20 protein-coding genes are annotated in these 17,672 nt (G+C 67.1%); 13 read left to right on the forward strand and 7 right to left on the reverse strand.

Translation table 11 applies throughout. The features are described 5' to 3' along the window. Nucleotides 1–95: 95 nt before the first annotated feature. Both rffA and LGY53_RS43075 read right to left on the reverse strand, forming a co-directional pair. Nucleotides 96–1,232 (reverse strand): dTDP-4-amino-4,6-dideoxygalactose transaminase, encoded by a 1,137-nt coding sequence (gene rffA, locus LGY53_RS43070; protein WP_225732448.1) that lies wholly within the window; start codon nt 1,230–1,232, stop codon nt 96–98. Then, nucleotides 1,229–2,287 (reverse strand): glycosyltransferase, encoded by a 1,059-nt coding sequence (locus tag LGY53_RS43075; RefSeq protein ID WP_225732449.1) that lies wholly within the window; start codon nt 2,285–2,287, stop codon nt 1,229–1,231. Before LGY53_RS43075 ends, rffA begins: the two co-directional genes overlap by 4 nt. Nucleotides 2,288–2,535: 248 nt before the next feature. Between LGY53_RS43075 and LGY53_RS43080 the strand changes: the two genes are divergently transcribed. From LGY53_RS43080 to LGY53_RS43090, 3 genes are read left to right on the forward strand one after another with little or no spacing between them, the layout of a single operon-like run. Then, entirely contained in the window at nt 2,536–4,776 is a 2,241-nt protein-coding gene (locus LGY53_RS43080) for a hypothetical protein (RefSeq protein WP_225732450.1), read from the forward strand. After that, entirely contained in the window at nt 4,773–5,288 is a 516-nt protein-coding gene (locus LGY53_RS43085; protein WP_225732451.1) for a GtrA family protein, read from the forward strand. Before LGY53_RS43080 ends, LGY53_RS43085 begins: the two co-directional genes overlap by 4 nt. A gap of 21 nt (nt 5,289–5,309) precedes the next feature. After that, nucleotides 5,310–5,537: a Trm112 family protein gene (locus LGY53_RS43090; protein WP_167474100.1), complete on the forward strand. Its 228-nt coding sequence runs from the start codon at nt 5,310–5,312 to the stop codon at nt 5,535–5,537. Nucleotides 5,538–5,540: 3 nt separating this feature from the next. On the opposite strand, the gene LGY53_RS43095 is transcribed toward LGY53_RS43090, so the two are convergent. From LGY53_RS43095 to LGY53_RS43110, 4 genes are all read right to left on the reverse strand, one after another. Further along, on the reverse strand, nt 5,541–6,227 hold the full coding sequence (locus tag LGY53_RS43095; protein WP_225732452.1) for a TetR family transcriptional regulator: 687 nt from the start codon (nt 6,225–6,227) through the stop codon (nt 5,541–5,543). 135 nt (nt 6,228–6,362) lie between these two features. After that, nucleotides 6,363–7,157, reverse strand: coding sequence for an ABC transporter permease (locus LGY53_RS43100; protein ID WP_225732453.1), 795 nt, complete (start codon nt 7,155–7,157; stop codon nt 6,363–6,365). Next, complete coding sequence (locus LGY53_RS43105) at nt 7,154–7,876, reverse strand: ABC transporter ATP-binding protein (protein WP_225732454.1); 723 nt, start codon at nt 7,874–7,876, stop codon at nt 7,154–7,156. Before LGY53_RS43105 ends, LGY53_RS43100 begins: the two co-directional genes overlap by 4 nt. Before the next feature lie 88 nt (nt 7,877–7,964). Further along, complete coding sequence (locus LGY53_RS43110; RefSeq protein WP_225732455.1) at nt 7,965–8,450, reverse strand: MarR family transcriptional regulator; 486 nt, start codon at nt 8,448–8,450, stop codon at nt 7,965–7,967. Nucleotides 8,451–8,537: 87 nt separating this feature from the next. On the opposite strand from LGY53_RS43110, the gene LGY53_RS43115 reads away from it, so the two are divergent. From LGY53_RS43115 to LGY53_RS43150, 8 genes are all read left to right on the forward strand, one after another. Then, nucleotides 8,538–9,233 (forward strand): NAD(P)-dependent oxidoreductase, encoded by a 696-nt coding sequence (locus tag LGY53_RS43115; protein WP_225732456.1) that lies wholly within the window; start codon nt 8,538–8,540, stop codon nt 9,231–9,233. Between the two features lie 90 nt (nt 9,234–9,323). Continuing rightward, on the forward strand, nt 9,324–10,493 hold the full coding sequence (locus LGY53_RS43120; RefSeq protein ID WP_225732457.1) for an NAD(P)/FAD-dependent oxidoreductase: 1,170 nt from the start codon (nt 9,324–9,326) through the stop codon (nt 10,491–10,493). A 58-nt stretch (nt 10,494–10,551) separates the two neighbouring features. Continuing rightward, entirely contained in the window at nt 10,552–11,439 is an 888-nt protein-coding gene (locus tag LGY53_RS43125; protein WP_225732458.1) for an RNA polymerase sigma-70 factor, read from the forward strand. Between the two features lie 54 nt (nt 11,440–11,493). Further along, nucleotides 11,494–11,808 carry a helix-turn-helix transcriptional regulator gene (locus LGY53_RS43130; RefSeq protein ID WP_225732459.1) on the forward strand — a complete coding sequence of 105 codons (315 nt, stop codon included), beginning with the start codon at nt 11,494–11,496 and terminating at the stop codon, nt 11,806–11,808. Further along, complete coding sequence (locus LGY53_RS43135; protein ID WP_225732460.1) at nt 11,805–12,344, forward strand: SRPBCC family protein; 540 nt, start codon at nt 11,805–11,807, stop codon at nt 12,342–12,344. Before LGY53_RS43130 ends, LGY53_RS43135 begins: the two co-directional genes overlap by 4 nt. Before the next feature lie 24 nt (nt 12,345–12,368). After that, complete coding sequence (locus LGY53_RS43140; RefSeq protein WP_225732461.1) at nt 12,369–13,514, forward strand: low temperature requirement protein A; 1,146 nt, start codon at nt 12,369–12,371, stop codon at nt 13,512–13,514. A 39-nt stretch (nt 13,515–13,553) separates the two neighbouring features. Then, nucleotides 13,554–14,177, forward strand: a complete 624-nt coding sequence (locus tag LGY53_RS43145) for a DNA-3-methyladenine glycosylase (RefSeq protein WP_225732462.1) — start codon at nt 13,554–13,556, stop codon at nt 14,175–14,177. Nucleotides 14,178–14,285: 108 nt separating this feature from the next. After that, the gene (locus LGY53_RS43150) at nt 14,286–14,702 is read left to right on the forward strand and encodes a DoxX family protein (protein ID WP_225732463.1); all 417 of its coding nucleotides are present in this window, start codon (nt 14,286–14,288) and stop codon (nt 14,700–14,702) included. Between the two features lie 58 nt (nt 14,703–14,760). On the opposite strand, the gene LGY53_RS43155 is transcribed toward LGY53_RS43150, so the two are convergent. Beyond that, entirely contained in the window at nt 14,761–15,096 is a 336-nt protein-coding gene (locus tag LGY53_RS43155; RefSeq protein ID WP_225732464.1) for a hypothetical protein, read from the reverse strand. An 84-nt stretch (nt 15,097–15,180) separates the two neighbouring features. Here LGY53_RS43155 and LGY53_RS43160 point away from each other — a divergent pair, with 84 nt between their 5' ends. Together LGY53_RS43160 and tyrS are read left to right on the forward strand one after the other, a co-directional pair. Next, nucleotides 15,181–15,819 (forward strand): TetR/AcrR family transcriptional regulator C-terminal domain-containing protein, encoded by a 639-nt coding sequence (locus LGY53_RS43160; protein WP_225732465.1) that lies wholly within the window; start codon nt 15,181–15,183, stop codon nt 15,817–15,819. An 82-nt stretch (nt 15,820–15,901) separates the two neighbouring features. Further along, nucleotides 15,902–17,194, forward strand: coding sequence for a tyrosine--tRNA ligase (gene tyrS / locus LGY53_RS43165; protein ID WP_225732466.1), 1,293 nt, complete (start codon nt 15,902–15,904; stop codon nt 17,192–17,194). Nucleotides 17,195–17,672 lie beyond the last annotated feature (478 nt).

Genomic DNA, 17,672 nt, shown 5'->3' on the forward strand with positions numbered 1-17,672 from the left:
CCGATCCTTTTGACCGGCCCCCGCCGCACGTGGCGCTCGAAGTGTTGGGCGGGTCGGGTTTGGGGGGGGGGGCCCGGGCGGGCCCCACCGCACGTTCACCACTCGAAACCGGTGACCCCGTCGACGACCCGCTGCAACTGCTGCTCGGTCAGCATCGGCCACAGCGGCAGCCGCACCAGCGTCGCGGAGAAACGCGCGCTCCGCACGCACGGCACCGGCGTACGCCCGTACTTCGATCCGGCCGGGCTGGAATCCAGCGGAATGTAGTGGAACGGCGCGACGATACCCAGTTCGCTCAGGTGCCGGATCATGCCGTCCCGGCTCTCCTCGGTCGGCATCCGCAGATAGAACAGGTGCGCGGTGTGCTCGGCGTCGTCGGGTACGTGCATGAGGCGAACATCCTTGCGCGCGGCCCAATCCGGCAGCGCGGCGGCGTAGGTGTCCCACACCCGGTGCCGGTCTTTCTGGATGGTCTCGAATTCGTCGAGTTGCGCGTCGAGCACCGCGGCGTTGAGTTCGCTCGGCAGATAGCTGGAACCGATGTCCTGCCAGGAGTATTTGTCCACCTGGCCGCGCAGGAAGCGGGCGCGGTCGGTGCCCTTCTCCCGCATGATCTCCGCGCGGCCCATCAGGATGTCGTCGCTGAGCAGCAGCGCGCCGCCCTCGCCGCAGTGCACGTTCTTGGTGTCGTGGAAGCTCTGGGTGCCGAGTGTGCCGATGGTGCCCAGCTGTCTGCCGCGCCAGGTGCCGCCGAGGCCGTGCGCATTGTCCTCGATGACGGCGAGGCCGTGCCGATCGGCAAGGGCCAGTAGCGGTTCCATCGCGGCGGCGACGCCGCCGTAGTGCATCACCAGCACCGCCTTGGTGCGCGAGGTGATGGCATCGGCGACCGCGGCCGGATCGATATTGCCGGTCTGCTCGTCGATATCGACGAAAACGCAAGTGGCGCCGCGCAATGCGATCGAGGTCGCGGCGGAGGTGAAGGCGAAGCTCGGCACGATCACCTCGTCGTCGTGGCCGAGTTCCAGTAGCAGCGCGGCCAATTCGAGCGCATGCGTGCACGAGGTGGTCAGCAGCGCGTGTCTGGCGCCGGTGATGTCCTTCAGCTTGGCGGTGGCCGATCTGGTGAACCGGCCGTCTCCGTGGCTGTGATCGGAGCCGAGTACGGCCTCCAGATTCGTCAGTTCCCGACCGGCCCGGTATGGACGGCTGAAGATAATGCGTTCACTCACTCCCCATTGCCCCTCTCGGCGGCGGTTGCCGGAGCCGCGGCCTTCATCTGTCCCGAAACACCCACTCGTTCGAGCACATCCGGCGTCTCGATGGTATCGGGCCGGGGGGTCGGCGAATCCACCGTCAGGTAGAGGGGTTTGCCGACGAGGATATGCAGTGCGACACCGAGGTATTCGGCGATCAGGCCGAGCGAGAACAGGATCGCGCCCGAGCACAGCAGCAGCGCGACGATCATCGAGGTCCAGCCCTCCGGATCGTTACCGCTGCCGAACAGCTTCTGGCAGATGATCACCGCGGCCATCGCCGCACCGGCCAGCGCGAGGGTGACGCCGAGCAGGCTCACCAGGCGCAGGCCGCGAGTTCCGCTGCACAGCACCATCTTCCAGAACAGCGAGAACAGCCGCCGGTAGTTGTAGCCGGATTCGTCGCGGCCCTCCGCGCGCAGCACCACCGGCACCGAGACGGCGTTGCCGACCACCCAGGTGAGCGCGACGTCCAGGTAGACGCCGTTGGCGGCGACCTCGGCGAGTTGGCGGCCGATATCGCCGCGGATCAGCCGGAAGCTTTCGAAGCGGGTGGAATCGGGGAAGGCGAAGACGGTGGCCAGCACCAGTTTCGCGCCGCGCGAGGTGATGTTGCGCAGGAAGCCGTGCGGCCGGGTGTTGATCGGCTTGGAGTAGACCAGGTCGGCCCGCTCGGCCAGTGCGGCGTCGAGGAAGTCGGCGATGAACGCCGGATCGTGCTGGCCGTCCTCGTCCATCGTGACGATCCATTCGCCCTGCGCGGCGGCCATGCCCGCGATGGTCGCGGCGTCCTGGCCGAAGTTGCGGCTCAACCACACCGGGCGCACCTGCGGGTAGGACTGTTCCAACTCGCGCAGCGCGACATCGGAGCGATCGGGGCCGTTGTCGTGCACCAGGATGATCTCGTCGACGGCGAAGACGGTGCCGCCCGGCGTCGCGGTTTCCGCGGATAGGCGGTCGAGTTCGGCGACGAGCGCGCCGATCGTCTGCTCACCGCGATAGACGGGAACCACGACGGATACGGAATGCACGCGCTGGCGGTACCCGTTCGCCTGGGGGCTGTGGCCGTTCGACCGGCCGGGCCGTGGCGGGCGTGCGGAAGGAATCGGCATTGGCGAGGTTCGACTTTCGATGACGGTGCGATGCCGGTACTCGTCGCGGAAGGCTGAGCCCGAGCCGTGAGGAACTTTAACACGCGCTGCGAAGCGGACCGCAGGGTCCGAGCGGGTCGGCGGGCGCAGCTTTCCCTCGAGTTGGCATGTAGGGTCTGGGACTCGTGGTGGAAAGTAGAACCCTCACCCAGAAGGACGTCTACCGCTGGGGCTGCGTGACCACACTGGGTGTGGTGGCGGGATACGTCGCGGTTCTGCTCGCAAACGTCCGGCACTTCTACACCGACGACAGCGAATCCCAATACGCCCCACTGTGGGTGATGCTCGGTCGGCGGCTGCGCGACGGTGAAATTCCGGCGCTGGTGCCCGAGCACTGGATGGCGGGCAATTACTCCATCGAGGAGGCGGGTCTGCTGAACCCGCCGCAGCTGCTGATCGATCTGATCGCGCCCTCGGTGGACAATCTGCTGATCTACATCACCGTCGTGAAGCTGATCTTCGCGATCATCCTGGCGCTCGGCGTGTACCGGATCTGTCTGGTGTACGGGGCGAAGGCGCCGTGGGCGGCCGTGGCGGGCGTCGCGATTCCGTTCACCGGCTGGCTGCTGTTCTTCGACGAGGCGAGCTGGGTCACCGCGTTCACCGGCACCGCGTGGATGGTGCATGCCTGGGCCTCCGGTGTGAAGTACGCGCGCGGTAAGAGCGGGCCGATTCCCACTTTCGTCTTTCTGTACCTGGCCATTTCGGTGCAGTACATCTTCCCCGCGGTGGAGGCCGGTCTGATGATCGGCGCGGTGGCCGTCGGGGAGCTGATCTACCAGCGCAAGTGGGTGCCGTCGCTGCGGCTGCTCGGGGTGGCGGCCGGTGCGGCGGTGGCCGGTGTCGCCACCTATCTGCCGAGCATTCTGTCGGCGAAGGTCACCTGGCGTGGCACCTCGCAGATCAACAACGATCAATTCCTCACCGTGCCGTGGTCGGAGTCGTTGAACGCCAGCCTGCCGAGTACCATGCCCGCGTTCAGTTCGTGGTGGGGCTATGTGCAGCCGCTGCCGGTGGTGTACATCGCCTGGTTCCTGATTCCCGCGCTGGCCTTCATCGATTGGCGCAAGGCGCGGGAGAACTGGCAGGAGTTCAGCGGTATCGCGCTGTTCGCGGCGGCCGGTCTGATGTGGACGGCAGGCCCGGGCACCATCGGGCCGCTGCGCTGGCCCGCGCGGGTGCTGCCGATGGTCGCGCTCGGACTGCTGGTGCTGGTGTGCGTATTGCTCGGCCGCTACGCGACTTTCGCCGATTGGCGCAGGCGCGGCATCGCGGGCGGCGTGCTCATCGCGCTCTTGCTGATCCGCACCTATTCGGCCGACCCGCACGACCTGGTGTGGCATCTGGTGGCGGCCGCCGCGGTGGCGGCGCTCGGCGCCGGGCTGGTGTGGCTCGGCCGCACCCGCGGCACGGTCGCGGCCTGCGTGCTGGCGATCCTCGCGATCTTCCCGATCGCCTATCTACAGGTGTACGCGGTGCAGCCGACGCCGATGAGCTGGAATCTGCCGGAGAGCCGTTCGGCGATGAAGGCGAAGTTCCCGCATTTCACCGGCACCACACTGCAATTGGCGGATCGGGCGCTGCTGCAGCCGGGGGAGAAGAACCTCGACGGCGCGTACGGTTCGCTGGTCTTCGGCAACTACGCGAAGGATCTCGAGCTCACCTATACCGGCGGCTACACGCCCAACGGGCACTACTGGTTCGGCGAGATGCTGTGCATGCGTTGGGATACCAGCGTCTGCCCCGACGCGTTCCGCCGTGCCTTCTCGGTCGAACCGAGTACGCAGCGCACGCTGGTCGATCTGATGAAGGTGGACCGGGTGGTGTTGCAGCGTGCGCTGTATCCGGACGCGCGCAACCATCCGGCGCCGGAGGGCTGGAAGTGGGTCGACTATCCCGGCCACGAGAAGTTCATCTCGGTGCTCGAGCGCGAGGACGGCCCGATCTCCACCCGCAACGGCCGGATCTCCGATGCCAAGGGTGTTGTCGCGACGTCGGTCGAGGAATCCGATATGACCAGCCGGGTGCGGGTCAATTCGGATAACGGCGGGCGCGTCGTCTTCGCGCGGCTGGGGTGGCCCGGATACCGGGCGACGTTGAACGGCAAGGACCTGCCGTTCACTGTCGTTGCGAAATCCTTTGTCGCGGTTGATATTCCGGCGGGCACCAAGAACGGCGACCTGGAGCTGACCTGGCGGCCGCCCGGGTGGCGGCTGGGTGGCGTCGCGATCCTGCTCGGCCTGATCGACCTCGGTCTGTTCCAGTGGTGGTATCTGCGCGGGCGGCGGCGCGATGATGATTCGGTGGACGCCACGAACGCCGAGGAGAGCGTGACGCCGGAGCCCGATATGGCGGGCGCGGCGCGATGACCGCCGGTTCGGCGGATCATGGCGCGGCGGTCGACGGTTCGACCGCCGCGGTTGTCGATGCGGCGGAGGCCGGTGGGGCGGCCCAGACCGATCCCGGGCCGCTGCTGCGCCTGGTCCGCCGCCAGGAACTGGCCTTCGCCGTGGTCGGCGGGTTGAACACGCTGCTCGGCATGGTGCTCACCGTCGGCTGGCTCGCGGTGTTCGGCGACCGGGTGTCGCCGTCGGTGGCGGTGGTCGCCGCCTACTGCGTCAGCATTCCGATCGCCTTCGTCTTGCACCGCACGCTGGTGTTCCGGGTGCGCGGGCGGGTGCTGCGCGATTTCGTTGCCTTCGTCGCGGTGAATTCCGTTGGGCTGGTGTCGAACAGCCTGCTGCTGGAGTTCGCGGTGCGGGTGTGCCATCTGCCGGACAAGCCGTCGGCCGTCGTGGTGATGGGCCTGGTCGCGGTGGCGAGCTACTTCGGGCACCGGCACATTTCGTTCCGCCGCCTCCCCGAATCGGCTTCCCGATGAAAGCCGGGTAGGTTATCGCTCATGTCGGAAACCACCCTGGACGCCACGTTGCTGAGCCTGCTGGCCTGCCCGCAGGACAAGGGCCCGCTGCGGCTGGTGCGCGACGCCGCGGGCAACAGCGTGCTGTACAACCCGCGGCTGCGGCGCGCCTACTCGATCGAGAACGGCATTCCGGTGCTGCTCATCGACGAGGCCCGCGAGGTATCCGAGGCGGAGGCGGCCGCATTCGCCGAGCAAACCGAGTCCTGAGCCTCAGCCCTTCCGAATACCGTTGGGCCGCTGCCTTTTCGCGGTAGGCCCGGCGGATGACGTTGTGCCGGAACCGATATCGCCGGTGAGATAGCGTTGGAGCGTCGGTCCGGCGGCCGCGACGATCTCGTCGACGCTCGCCTCGGTCATCGGCGGCAGCTCGAGGAGTTTGCGGGTCAGCAGCAGCCCGCCCATCTGGGATATCGCCATCGCGACCCGGAATCGGCCGTCGTCCTCGGGTGTCGCGATGCGTTCGCGCACCCGCTTCAGCACGATCTCCAGCAGAAATGAGCGAGCCAACGAGTTGGCGCTTTCGCCGCCGCCGATGATGCTGCGCATGGTCGCGACCAGGCCGGGGCCCGCGGCGGAATCCCAGACCCCGAGCACTACCCGCACGATGGTCTCGCCGAGTTCGTCGACCGGCGCCGCGGCGATGGCCTGCAGCACGATATTCGGATCCATCGGCAGTTCGACCGCCGCGGCGAACAACTCCTGTTTGGTGCCGAAGTAGTGGTGTACGAGCGCCGGATCCACCCCGGCGTCGGTGGCCACCGCGCGTATCGAGGTTTTATCGAAACCGTTGTCGGCGAAGCGCTTTCGTGCGGCGGCCAGGATCGCGCCGCGGGTGTCGGTGCGGCCGGGACGGCGGCCGGTTCTGCCGGGGCGGCTATCGGGATCGGGTCCGCTCATACCGCACCGGCGCTCGGTCGCGGCAGGTGCCGTGTCGATGATTCGCCCGCGGGTCCGCTCATGCCACTCCCTCGCTGGCGCTCGGTCGTGGCATGCGCGATGCACGCTGTGTCGATGATTCGCTCGCGAGCTCGCTCATGCGGTCCGCCGCCGCAGCGTGGCCGCGCCGAGGCACAGCGCGACGATGGTGAATCCGGCGACGATCACCAGATCCCGCCACATGATGCCGGTGGCATCCCGATGACTCGAAACCTGTTGCAGCGCTTCGACCGCGTAGCTCAGCGGCAGCACATTGCTGATCGCCTCGAGCCAGCCGGGCAGCTGGCCGCGCGGAACGAGCAGGCCGCACAGGAAGATTTGTGGCGCCACCACCACCGGCATGAACTGCACCGCCTGGAACTCGGTGCGCGCGAAGGCACTTGCCAACAATCCGAGCGCCACACCACACACCGCATCGATCATCGCGATCAACACTACCCAGCCCGGATTGCCCGTCGATTTCAGGCCGAGCAGCCAGAAGGACACCAGGCAGGCCACGGTGGCCTGCGCGGCCGCGGCCAGCGAGAACGCGGTGCCGTAGCCGGCGAGCAGGTCGAGTTTGCGCAGCGGGGTGGTGAGCAGCCGCTCCAGCGTGCCCGAGCTGCGTTCGCGTTGCATCGCGATGGCGGTGATCAGGAACATCACGATGAACGGCAGAATCCCGAGCATGCTGATGCCGACCTCGTCGAACAGCCGCACCGGGCGGAACGGGTTGGTCGGCGTGTCCTTGTAGATGAAGTAGAGCAGCGCCATCAGCAGCGCGGGGACCACCAGGATCATCGCGACGGTGCGGTGATCGTTGCGCAGCTGACGCAGGATGCGCCCGGTGGTCGCGACGTACGGACGCACCAAAGCGGTTGCCGAGGACTGGTTTTCGAGTACGGCGGTCATGCTGCGCGTCCCATCGTGATCAATGCCAGGAAGGCGTTTTCCAGATTCTGTTCGCCGGTGTTCGACCGCAGTTCGTCGGGGCTGAGCTGGGCGAGCAGCTGTCCGTCGCGCATCAGCAGCAGTTTGTCGCAGTGGTCGGCCTCATCCATCACATGGCTGGACACCACCAATGCCGTTCCGCCCGCGGCCAATTCGCGGAATTTCTTCCAGAGGTCAACGCGCAGTACCGGATCGAGGCCGACGGTGGGCTCGTCGAGGATCAGCAGTTCCGGTTCGGCGACCAGCGCGCAGGCCAGCGACGCCCGGGTGAGCTGTCCGCCGGAGAGTTCGTCGCCGCGCTGTTTGGCGTGTTCCTGGAGGCCGACCGCGGCGATCGCGTCGTCGACGGCGGTGCGGGCGCGGCCGTAGAGGGCGGCGTAGTAGGCGACGTTCTCCCGGACGCTGATGTCGTTGTAGATGCTCGGCGCCTGGGTGACATAGCCGATGCGGCGGCGCAATCCGGCGGATCCCGCGGCCTCGCCGAGCGCGGTGACCTGGCCCGACGCCACGATCTGGGTGCCGACGATGCTGCGCAGCAATGTGGTTTTGCCGCAGCCGGACGGGCCGAGCAGCCCGGTGATCGAGCCGCGCGGAATGGTCAGCGAAACGTGGTGCAGCACTTCACGGCCGCCGCGCCGGACGGTCAGATCTCGGATCTCGACGGCGGGGTTTTGCGACATGGTCGCCTCAATTCATCGAGTGTTGAATTCACTGTGTGATGAATTTAGCGCGGTCGCCGCGACACGACAAGCCGTGACGCGCCGGATGTCACTCCGTGGCGAGTTCGGTCGCCGCCGCGCGCCCGGCGTCGGCGGTCCGGTGCAGGAAGTCGGCGATCACCGCGAGTTGCTCGTCGGTGTAGTCCGCGCAGAGCTCGTCCATTCGTCGATTCATCCCGGACAGCACCCGGTACACCTCGGGATTGCGGTCGCGGGTCGCCCGAACGGCGACCGCCCGCCGGTCGCTCGCCGCAGGATCGCGTTCCCGGACGATCCAGCCCGCGCGCTGCAGGCGGTCCAGGACGCCGGTCATGGTCGCCGGATGCAGCGCGGCCAATTTCGCCAGCGCGCCGGGGCCGATCGGGCCGTGCCGATTGATCAGGTCGAGGCAGTGCCAGTCCACGTCTCTGAGCTCGACCTTCGCGCCGAATTGCCGATTGAGCAGGGCGAGTTGGGTATTCAGGTCGCGCAGCGAATCCTTGACCGCCTGCGCGGCGCGGCGATGTCGCCGGGCCGAATCGGATACGTTTGCCATATTGTATGACTTTCATATTAGTTGATATGGTTGTCATATGATACGGCGCTCGGATGGTCCGGCGTCGCGCACAGGAGGACTGTCGTCATGCGCATCATCGTTTTCGGAGCGAACGGACCCACCGGCCGCCTGCTGACCGGGCAGGCGCTGGCCGCCGGTCACGACGTCGTCGCGGTCACCCGCAGGCCCGAGGAATTCCCCAGCACCGGTGACCGGCTCACCGTCTTCGGCGGTGATGTGCGCCGAGCGGATTCGGTGCGGGCCGCGGTCGCGGGCGGCGACGCCGTACTCTCGACGCTCGGCGTCCCGTACGGTAGGAAGCTGGTCGACACCTATTCGCTCGGCGTCGCCAACATTGTCGACGCCATGTGCCGCAACGACATTCGCCGCATCGCGGTGGTGTCGTCCAGCGCGGTCGACCCGCAGACGTTCGCACACGCGGGCTTCCTGTTCAATCGCGTCGTCCAGCCGTTCATCACCGAATTCCTCGGCAAAACCGTGTACGACGACATGCGCCGGATGGAATCCGTGCTCACCGCAACGGATCTCGATTGGACCATCGTCCGCCCCGGTGGTCTCTACAACCTCCCGTCCGTCACCGATTACACGATGGCGCAAGGACATCTCGATCATCGATACACCGCTCGAACCGATCTGGCCGCCGCACTGCTGCGGCTCGTCGAGAGCGATGTATTCATCCGCCAGGTCGTGGGGGTGGCGACCACCGTCGAGAATCCGACCGTGCTGCAACTGATCCGCACCGAGGCGCTGGCCAAGCGCTGAGTGACGCGGATCACATAGATCGACCGTCACGGCTGCATCAGGTCGTTTGTCCCTTGGTCGTCATCAACCCGATCGACCAAGGAGCAGACCATGAACACCGAAACCCGGATCGTCGTCCTCGGCGCCGGCTACACCGGCATGCTGGCCGCCGTCCGGCTGGCCCGGCGCACCCGCGGGCGCGGCGTGCACATCACGATCGTCAACCCGGTGGCCCGCTTCACCGAGCGGCTGCGCATGCACCAGGTCGCGGCGGGTCAGGAACTCACCGACTACCGGATCCCGGATCTGTTGCGCGGCACCGGAATCGAATTCCTCCAGGGTCGCGCGACGGCCATCGATCCGGTCCTGCGCCGCGTCACCGTCGATGACACCCGCCTACTGGACTACGACCACCTGATCTACGCACTGGGCGGCGTCGCCGCGACCGATACCGTGCCCGGCGCCGCCGAATACGCCTGCACGCTCGACAATCCCGTTGCGGTACACCACTTCTCGCGGCGTGCGGCCGAGATCGCGGCGCACGGGGGTGCGGTCGCGGTGATCGGCGGCGGGCTCACCGGGATCGAGGCCGCGACCGAAATCGCCGCGGGCAACCCGGGATTGCGCATCACGCTCATCAGCGACGCCGAGCCCGGCGCGATGATGGGGGAGCGGGCCCGCCGCTACCTGAACCGCGCCCTCGACCGGCTCGGCATCGCACGGGTGATCGGCAGCGCGGTCGCCGAGGTGCGGCCCGACGCGGTCGAATTGGCAAGCGGTGAACGGATTTCCGCCGATCTCACGCTCTGGACCGCCGGGGTGCGCGGCGTGCCGCTGGCCGCGCAGTCGGGTATCGCCACCGACGAGCGTGGGCTGATCCTGGTCGATCAGACGCTGAAATCGTTGTCGCACCCCGAAATTCACGCCGTCGGTGACGCCGCCGCGGTGCGGATGCCATGGGGGCCGCTGCACGGAACCTGTCAGAGCGGTATGCCGACCGCGGCGTACACCGCCGACGCCATAGCCCGGGAATTGCGCGGAAAGCCGGTGCGGCCGTTCCGTTTCGGCTACATCCACCAGCCGGTGAGCCTGGGGCGCAACGATGCGGTCATCCAGTTCACCCACCGCGACGACACCCCGCGCCGCTGGTATCTGACCGGCCGCGCCGCCGTCCGCTACAAGGAAATGGTCAGCGGCAGCCCGGTTCCGGTGTTCCGCCTCAGCAAGAAGATGAACGTCACGGTGACGCTGCCCGCGGGTGAATACGCCACCGCGGCATGACGGTGATGACAGGGAATTGCCGCGACGGATTCGGGTGACGATGCGCGACGATGTGCCGATGACCGACGACACGATGCGCGATCCGTTCCTGGAGCACCGGCGACTGCTGTTCGCCACCGCCTACCGGATGCTCGGCACCGTGACCGACACCGAGGACGTGCTGCAGGACGCCTGGCTCAAATGGAACGAGACCGATCGCACGGCGGTCGAGCATCCGAAGTCCTATCTGGTGCGCACCGTCACCAACCTGTCGTTGAATCGGCTCACCTCGGCCCGCGCGATCCGTGAAAACTACGTCGGCCCTTGGTTGCCCGAGCCGCTGCTGACCACGCCGAATATCGCCGAGGACGCCGAACTCGCCGATACCGTCTCGACCGCGATGCTCGTCGTGCTGGAAACGCTGAGCCCGGTCGAACGCGCGGTGTTCCTGCTGCGCGAGGTGTTCGGCTACACCCACGCCGAGATCGCCGACACCCTCGACCGGCCCGAGGCGACCATCCGGCAGATCGCCCACCGCGCCCGCGCACACGTGCGGGCCCGCCGCCCGCGGTTCGACACCGACCGGGCCGCCCGCGACCACGTCACCGAGCTGTTCATGGCGGCGGCATCCGGCGGCGATCTCAATGCCCTGATGGATCTGCTCGCGCCGGATGTCACCGCGTGGACCGACGGCGGTGGCGTCGTCACCGCGGCCCGTCGCCCGCTCTACGGACCGGACCATGTGGCCCGGTGGATCCTCGGCGTGCTCGCCAAGCCGATCGTCGCCGGATTCACCATGGCGCCCGCGACCATCAACGGCGAACTCGGCGTCATCACCTATCTCGACGACAATCCGGTCGCGGCGTTCACCTACGACCTGGTCGACGGCAAGATCGAGAACCTCCGCTTCCAGGTGAATCCGGCCAAGCTGCGGGGCCTGCACCTCGGCACCGACCTGATCGGCTGAATAACCTGCAAATATTCCTTGATGCGTATATACTTGAGGGAGTATATTAGCGGTGTGGCGACCGATGTATTCGCTGTGGTGGCCGAACCGCAGCGCAGACGAATCCTCGACGAATTGCGCACCGGCGCGGCCACCGTCGGCGATCTCGTCGTCCGGCTCGAGCTATCCCAGCCGACGGTGTCGAAGCATCTGCGGATCCTGCGCGACTCCGGCTTCGTCACCTGCGAGGTCGCCGCGCAGAAACGGATATATCAACTCGCCCCGGCCCCGTTCGAACAACTCGACGACTGGCTCGCGCCCTATCTGCGGTTGTGGACACGGCATCTCGATGCGCTGGGCCGACACCTCGAGCGAAAGGAATCCCGATGAGCAACTACCGGCCGAGTCCGCTGCAGCGAGTCGAACTCGTCGACGATGGCGGGCGCTGGTCGCTGGTCTTCCATCGCCAGTTTCCGCAGGCGCCCGATTCGGTGTGGGCAGCTCTAACCGAACCGGACGAGCTGCGGGAGTGGGCGCCGTATACGGCCGATCGGTCGTTGGCCGCGGTCGGACCCGTCACGTTGTTCATGACCGACGGCACCGAGCTGCCCGGCGAGGTGAGTGCGGCGCAGTCGCCCACCCGGCTCGAATTCACTTGGGGCGGTGACCTTTTGCGTTGGGAGCTGCGTGCGAGCGATACCGGTACCGCGCTGACGCTCACCCACCGGCTGCCCGAACGCGGTGCCGCGGCGATGATGGCGGCCGGTTGGCATATCTGCCTGGACGTCGCCGCCGAGCTGCTCGCGGGCAGTCCCATCGGACCGATCATCGGGATGGCGGCCATGGCGCACGGCTGGCCGGAGCTCAACGCGCAATACTCCGAGCGGCTCGGCGTCGAACCGGTCGCGCCGCCCGTGCAGCAATAGCTCGGAGCCGTTTACGCTCCTGCGGTGACCACCGCGAATGCCGAACCCGTCGACGGCGGACAGGTCAGGGTCTCCACCCTGGAACTCTTCTTCGACCTGGTCTTCGTCTTCACCATCACCCAGCTCACCCACGTCTTCACCCACGACCCGGGTTGGCGCGCGCTCGGTCAGGTCGCGGTGCTCTTCGGGGTGATCTGGTGGATGTACAGCGGATACGTCTGGCTCACGAACGAGGTGGCGCCGAGCAATTCGGCGCGGCGCACCTGGCTGCTCATCGGTATGTTCGCGTTCTTCGTCCTCGCGCTGTCCATACCGGACGCCTTCCACGGCTCCGGAATCCCCTTCGGCCTCGCCTACATCCTCGTCACCGTCATCCACACCCTGCTGTTCGCCTCCGGCGGCGGCGAATCGGCGACGATCGCGATCAAACGCATCGCCCCGCTGAACGCGCTGGCCGCGCTGCTGGTGCTCGCGGGCGGCTTCGCCGACGGCTGGCTCCAATACCTGTGCTGGACAGCCGCTTTCGCCGTTCAGGTGATCAGCCCGTATCTGGTGGAGACCCGTGATTTCCAGGTGCGCGCCGCCCATTTCGCAGAACGGCACGGCCTGGTGATCATCGTCGCCATCGGTGAATCCGTCGTGGCCATCGGAGTCGGGCTGGCGGGGCAGTCGATCACGGTTCCGCTCGTCGCTCAGGTGGCGCTGGGTCTGTCGCTGGCATATGTGCTGTGGTGGGCCTATTTCGGCATCGATGACGAACGCGGCGAACACGCCCTGGCCGCCGTGCCCGTCCGGGAACGATCGACGCCCGCCGTGCTCGCATACGGATACTCGCTGTACCCGATGCTGATCGGCATCGTCGTCACCGCGGCCGGCATCAATTTGAGCATCGCGCACGGCAACCAACCCACCTCGCTCGCCGCGGCGGCGGCGCTCTCCGGCGGTGTCACCCTCTACTTCCTCGGCCAGTTCGCATTCCGGCTGTCGCTGCGTCTTTCGCGCCCGTGGTCGCGGCTGGTCGCGGCCGTCGCAGTGGCCGCGACCATCCCGATCGGCGTCGCATGGGTGGCCTGGGCTCAGCTCGCCGCCCTCGTCGCCGTCGCATACGCCGCGGTCATCGCCGACGACCTCATCGCCATGCGCGCGGGTCAGCACAGTTCCTACGTGTAGTGGTGGGTCCGGATCGGCCATCGGGAACAATGGAGCGCTGTGTCTGTTGATGAGCTCGCGGTCGAACCACCCGCGGCCGCCCGTCGGCTGCTCGGCTCGATCCTGTGGTCGGGTGCGGTCGCGGTGCGGATCGTCGAGGTGGAGGCGTATGGCGGAGATCCGGCGGGGCCGTGGCCCGATCCGGCCTCGCACTCCGGACGCGGCCGCACCAAACGCAATACGGTGATGTTCGGCCCGCCCGGATTCCTCTACGTGTACATCAGCTACGGCATGCACACCTGCATCAACGTGACCACCGGTCCGGACGGCACCGCGAGCGCGGCCCTGCTCCGCTCCGGTGAGGTCATCGCCGGGCTGGACGAGGTGCGCGCCCGCCGCCCCACCGCCCGCAACGACGCCGGTTTGGCAAGGGGCCCGGGCAATCTCGGCAGCGCGCTGGGAATCACCTTGGGCGACTACGGAACCGCGCTGTTCGATCCGGCCTCGCCGATCCGCCTCGAGCTGCGCAAGCCGCTGCCGAAGTCCGCGATCGCCGGCGGGCCGCGCGTCGGCGTCAGCCTGGCCGCCGACCGGCCGTGGCGTTTCTGGCTGCCCGATTCGGCCGCGGTCTCGGCCTACAAGCGCAGCCCGCGCGCGCCTTTGGCACCGGAACGCGCGTCCTGACCTGCGGCGGAACAAATTTCGGCGGGTTGCGATGAATTCCGCGCCGGGGCGGCGTCTTATCCGGTGAACGCGCTACCGAGAGCGCGAACCGACCCGAAGGAAAAGATCATGGCCACCATCGCCGCCCCCGCCGTCGCCCGCCCGAGCAAGGTCCGCAACCGTGTCCTGTGGACCCTGCAGATCGTGCTCGGCCTGTTCTTCATCATCGCCTCCGGCGCACCGAAGCTGGCGGGCCAGCAGGACGCCGTCCGCGTCTTCAACGAAATCGGTTGGGGCGACTGGTTCCGCTACTTCACCGGTCTGGTGGAGGTCTCCGGCGGTATCGGCCTGCTGGTGCCGCGGCTGAACGGCCTGGCGGCCGCAGGGCTGTCCATCACCATGGTGCTGGCCGCCGCCACCCAGGCATTCGTGATGGGTGCGCCCGCGATGGCGATCTTCCCGCTCGCGCTGGCCGCGCTGTTCGCCTGGATCGCCTACCAGCGCCGCGATGGCCTGGTGGCCGCGCGGAACCTGTTCTCCCGGTGAGTAATACGCGATAAACGCGAAAGCGGCGGACCGCACGGTCCGCCGCCTTCGCGCGTTGTCACTCCGAAATGGGCTGGGACAGATCGTCTTCCGCGACGACCTGGTAGACGGCGTTCAGGGTCGGTTCGCTCACCAGGTCTTTGATCCGTTCGTAGCGGCGCATCTCGATGGGGTTCAGGCGCTCGAGCCAGGCCGGAATATCGGCCGGATCGGCGTCTTCCATCAGCGCGATGGTGAATATCTCGCGCGGGTCCTCGACATTGAGCGCGCTGATCACCCGGGTGCGCGGGTCGCCGGGAACGGTCTCGTCCGGGATCCAGGCCTTCCGGAAGGTGGCGTAGTCGACGTCGTCGTTCAGGCGGCGGGACATGGCGGCGATCAGCATGGTGGACAAGCCCTTTCCAGTTTCTTGCAGTGCAAGATAAACCCTAGGCCAGCTTTTCTTGCACCGCAAGAAAAACTTCGGGATGATCGAGATATGGCTGATCGCAGAGCACGGCCGCGAGCCGGGCTGACCAGGGAAAAGATCCTCGACGCCGCAATCGAATTCGTCGACGCGCACGGGCTCACCGCGCTGTCCACCCGCAAGCTCGGCGCCGCCATGGGCGTCGACGGCATGAGCCTGTACCACTACGTGCCGAACAAGGCGGCGCTGCTGGACGGCATGGTCGAGCGTCTGCTGGAACAGTCGCTCGCCGATCTGCTGCCCGCGCCCGGAACCCCTTGGCCCGAGGCGGTTTCCGCGATGGCGCACGGATTCCGGGCCACCCTGCTGCGGCATCCGGCGGCGCTCGGCATCATCGCCACCCGGCCGGTCAACTCACCCGGCGCCTTCCGCATCCTGGAATCCGGGCTCGCCGTGCTCTGCGATCAAGGCGTCGAACTCGGCAGGGCGATGGACATACTCAATGCGGTGATGATGTTCGTCATCGGGCACACCCTCGCCGAAGCGGGTGCGACCCCAGGTCACGAACAGGACGAGTCGGCCCCGGCCGAGGCGGATCCGGACGCCTACCCGCTGCTCGCCGCGGCCCTCACCACCGGCGCCGGACTCGATTTCGAAACCCGCTTCACCGCGACCGTCGACATCCTGGTCCGCGGTTTCGCCGCCGGATAAAACCGTTGGCTCGGGAGTGCGGGACCGGGCGAGACTGAACCTCGGATCGAACCGGAATTGTCGTGCGGAAAGATAGGACATCGTGAGCGGCGACATCATCGATGAATTGACCTGGCGCGGACTGATCGCACAGTCCACCGACCTGGACGCCCTGCGCGCTGCGCTGGCGGCCGGACCGCTGACCCTCTATGCCGGGTTCGATCCCACCGCCGCCAGCCTGCACGCCGGCCACCTGGTTCCGCTGCTCGCGCTCAAGCGGTTCCAGCGCGCGGGCAATCGCCCGATCGTGCTGGCGGGCGGCGCCACCGGACTCATCGGCGACCCGCGCGACGTCGGCGAGCGCACCATGAACTCCACCGACACCGTGGCCGAATGGGCGCAGCGGATCCGTTCGCAGCTGGAGCGTTTCGTCGACCTCGACGACTCGCCCACCGGCGCGGTCATCGCCAACAACATGGACTGGACCGGCCAGCTCAGCACCGTGGACTTCCTGCGCGATATCGGCAAACACTTCTCGGTGAACGTCATGCTGGCCCGCGACACCATCAAGCGGCGTCTCGACGGTGAGGGCATCTCCTACACCGAATTCAGCTACATGCTGCTGCAGGCCAACGACTACCTCCAGCTGCGCCGCAAGTACGGCTGCGTATTGCAGGTCGGCGGTTCGGATCAGTGGGGCAACATCATCGCGGGCGTCGAACTGAACCGTCGCGTCGACGGTGCGTCGGTGCACGCGCTGACCGTGCCGCTGGTGACCTCGGCCGACGGCAAGAAATTCGGCAAGTCCACCGGCGGCGGCAGCCTCTGGCTGGATCCGGAGATGACCAGCCCCTACGCCTGGTACCAGTACTTCGTGAATACGGCCGACGCCGATGTCGTCCGGTACCTGCGCTGGTTCACCTTCCTGTCGCGCGCGGAACTCGACGAGCTGCAGAAGGCCACCGAGGAGCGTCCGCACGCGCGGGAGGCGCAGCGCAGGCTGGCCGCCGAGATGACCACCCTGGTGCACGGTGAGGCGAACACCCGCGCGGTGCAGCTCGCCAGCCAGGCCCTGTTCGGCCGTGGTGAACTGCGCGAATTGGACGAGTCGACGCTCGGCGCCGCATTGCGGGAGGCCGCGGTGGACGGCGGCGTCGCGGAAATCGGACCGGGCGCGCCGAACACGATCGTGGATTTATTGGTAGCGACCGGTTTGTCGGAAAGTCGGGGTGCGGCTCGGCGCGCGGTGAACGAGGGCGGTGCGTCGGTGAACAACGAACGGATTTCCGATCTCGAATGGACGCCCGCGGAAGGCGATTACCTGCACGGTCGTTGGCTGGTGCTGCGCCGCGGAAAGCGGAACATCGCCGGGGTGCTGCGTGTCGCCGGAAATTGATCTTGGTGGCTCGGCTCACAATTGCGCGGGCCGAGCCGCCGATCGGCCCCGCCGCGCGACCCTGACATGCGCAAACGCGGTCGCGTCCAGGCGATTTGACGTAGCGTTTCCGAACCCGTAACTTATTCCAGGTCAGAGCGACACGGACACCGACCCGGGCCCCAGCGGCCAGGGAAACGAGGTAGGACGAGGAGCGCCTGACCACCCCAGCAAGATCAGAAAGTTCGACCGAACTTGACTTCGTTCGGACCCGAGGTTAGGCTGGGAAAGTTGCCTCACTGAAGATCCGGCTAAACCGGATCAGATGTTTGTGCGCCTGTTCTTTGAGAACTCAATAGTGTGTCGATGAATGTCAGTGCCAAATATTTTGGTTTCGATGCTCATACCCCCGTGTGGGTGTCGGACATTTTTTGTCAGCTAATTTCCGGCTGGCGTTTATAGTTAGGTTTTCGGACTCTGGTTCGAGATACTTTTGATT

Source organism: Nocardia sp. JCM 34519.1, assembly GCF_020361265.1.
GTDB lineage: Bacteria > Actinomycetota > Actinomycetes > Mycobacteriales > Mycobacteriaceae > Nocardia > Nocardia arthritidis_A.

Coding starts and splice junctions, on each gene's coding strand:
- LGY53_RS43085 (WP_225732451.1), top strand. CDS start 4,773: ATGACCGCCGGTTCGGCGGATCATGGCGCGGCGGTCGACGGTTCGACC.
- LGY53_RS43090 (WP_167474100.1), top strand. CDS start 5,310: ATGTCGGAAACCACCCTGGACGCCACGTTGCTGAGCCTGCTGGCCTGC.
- LGY53_RS43095 (WP_225732452.1), bottom strand. CDS start 6,227: ATGAGCGGACCCGATCCCGATAGCCGCCCCGGCAGAACCGGCCGCCGT.
- LGY53_RS43100 (WP_225732453.1), bottom strand. CDS start 7,157: ATGACCGCCGTACTCGAAAACCAGTCCTCGGCAACCGCTTTGGTGCGT.
- LGY53_RS43105 (WP_225732454.1), bottom strand. CDS start 7,876: ATGTCGCAAAACCCCGCCGTCGAGATCCGAGATCTGACCGTCCGGCGC.
- LGY53_RS43110 (WP_225732455.1), bottom strand. CDS start 8,450: ATGGCAAACGTATCCGATTCGGCCCGGCGACATCGCCGCGCCGCGCAG.
- LGY53_RS43115 (WP_225732456.1), top strand. CDS start 8,538: ATGCGCATCATCGTTTTCGGAGCGAACGGACCCACCGGCCGCCTGCTG.
- LGY53_RS43120 (WP_225732457.1), top strand. CDS start 9,324: ATGAACACCGAAACCCGGATCGTCGTCCTCGGCGCCGGCTACACCGGC.
- LGY53_RS43125 (WP_225732458.1), top strand. CDS start 10,552: ATGACCGACGACACGATGCGCGATCCGTTCCTGGAGCACCGGCGACTG.
- LGY53_RS43135 (WP_225732460.1), top strand. CDS start 11,805: ATGAGCAACTACCGGCCGAGTCCGCTGCAGCGAGTCGAACTCGTCGAC.
- LGY53_RS43150 (WP_225732463.1), top strand. CDS start 14,286: ATGGCCACCATCGCCGCCCCCGCCGTCGCCCGCCCGAGCAAGGTCCGC.
- LGY53_RS43160 (WP_225732465.1), top strand. CDS start 15,181: ATGGCTGATCGCAGAGCACGGCCGCGAGCCGGGCTGACCAGGGAAAAG.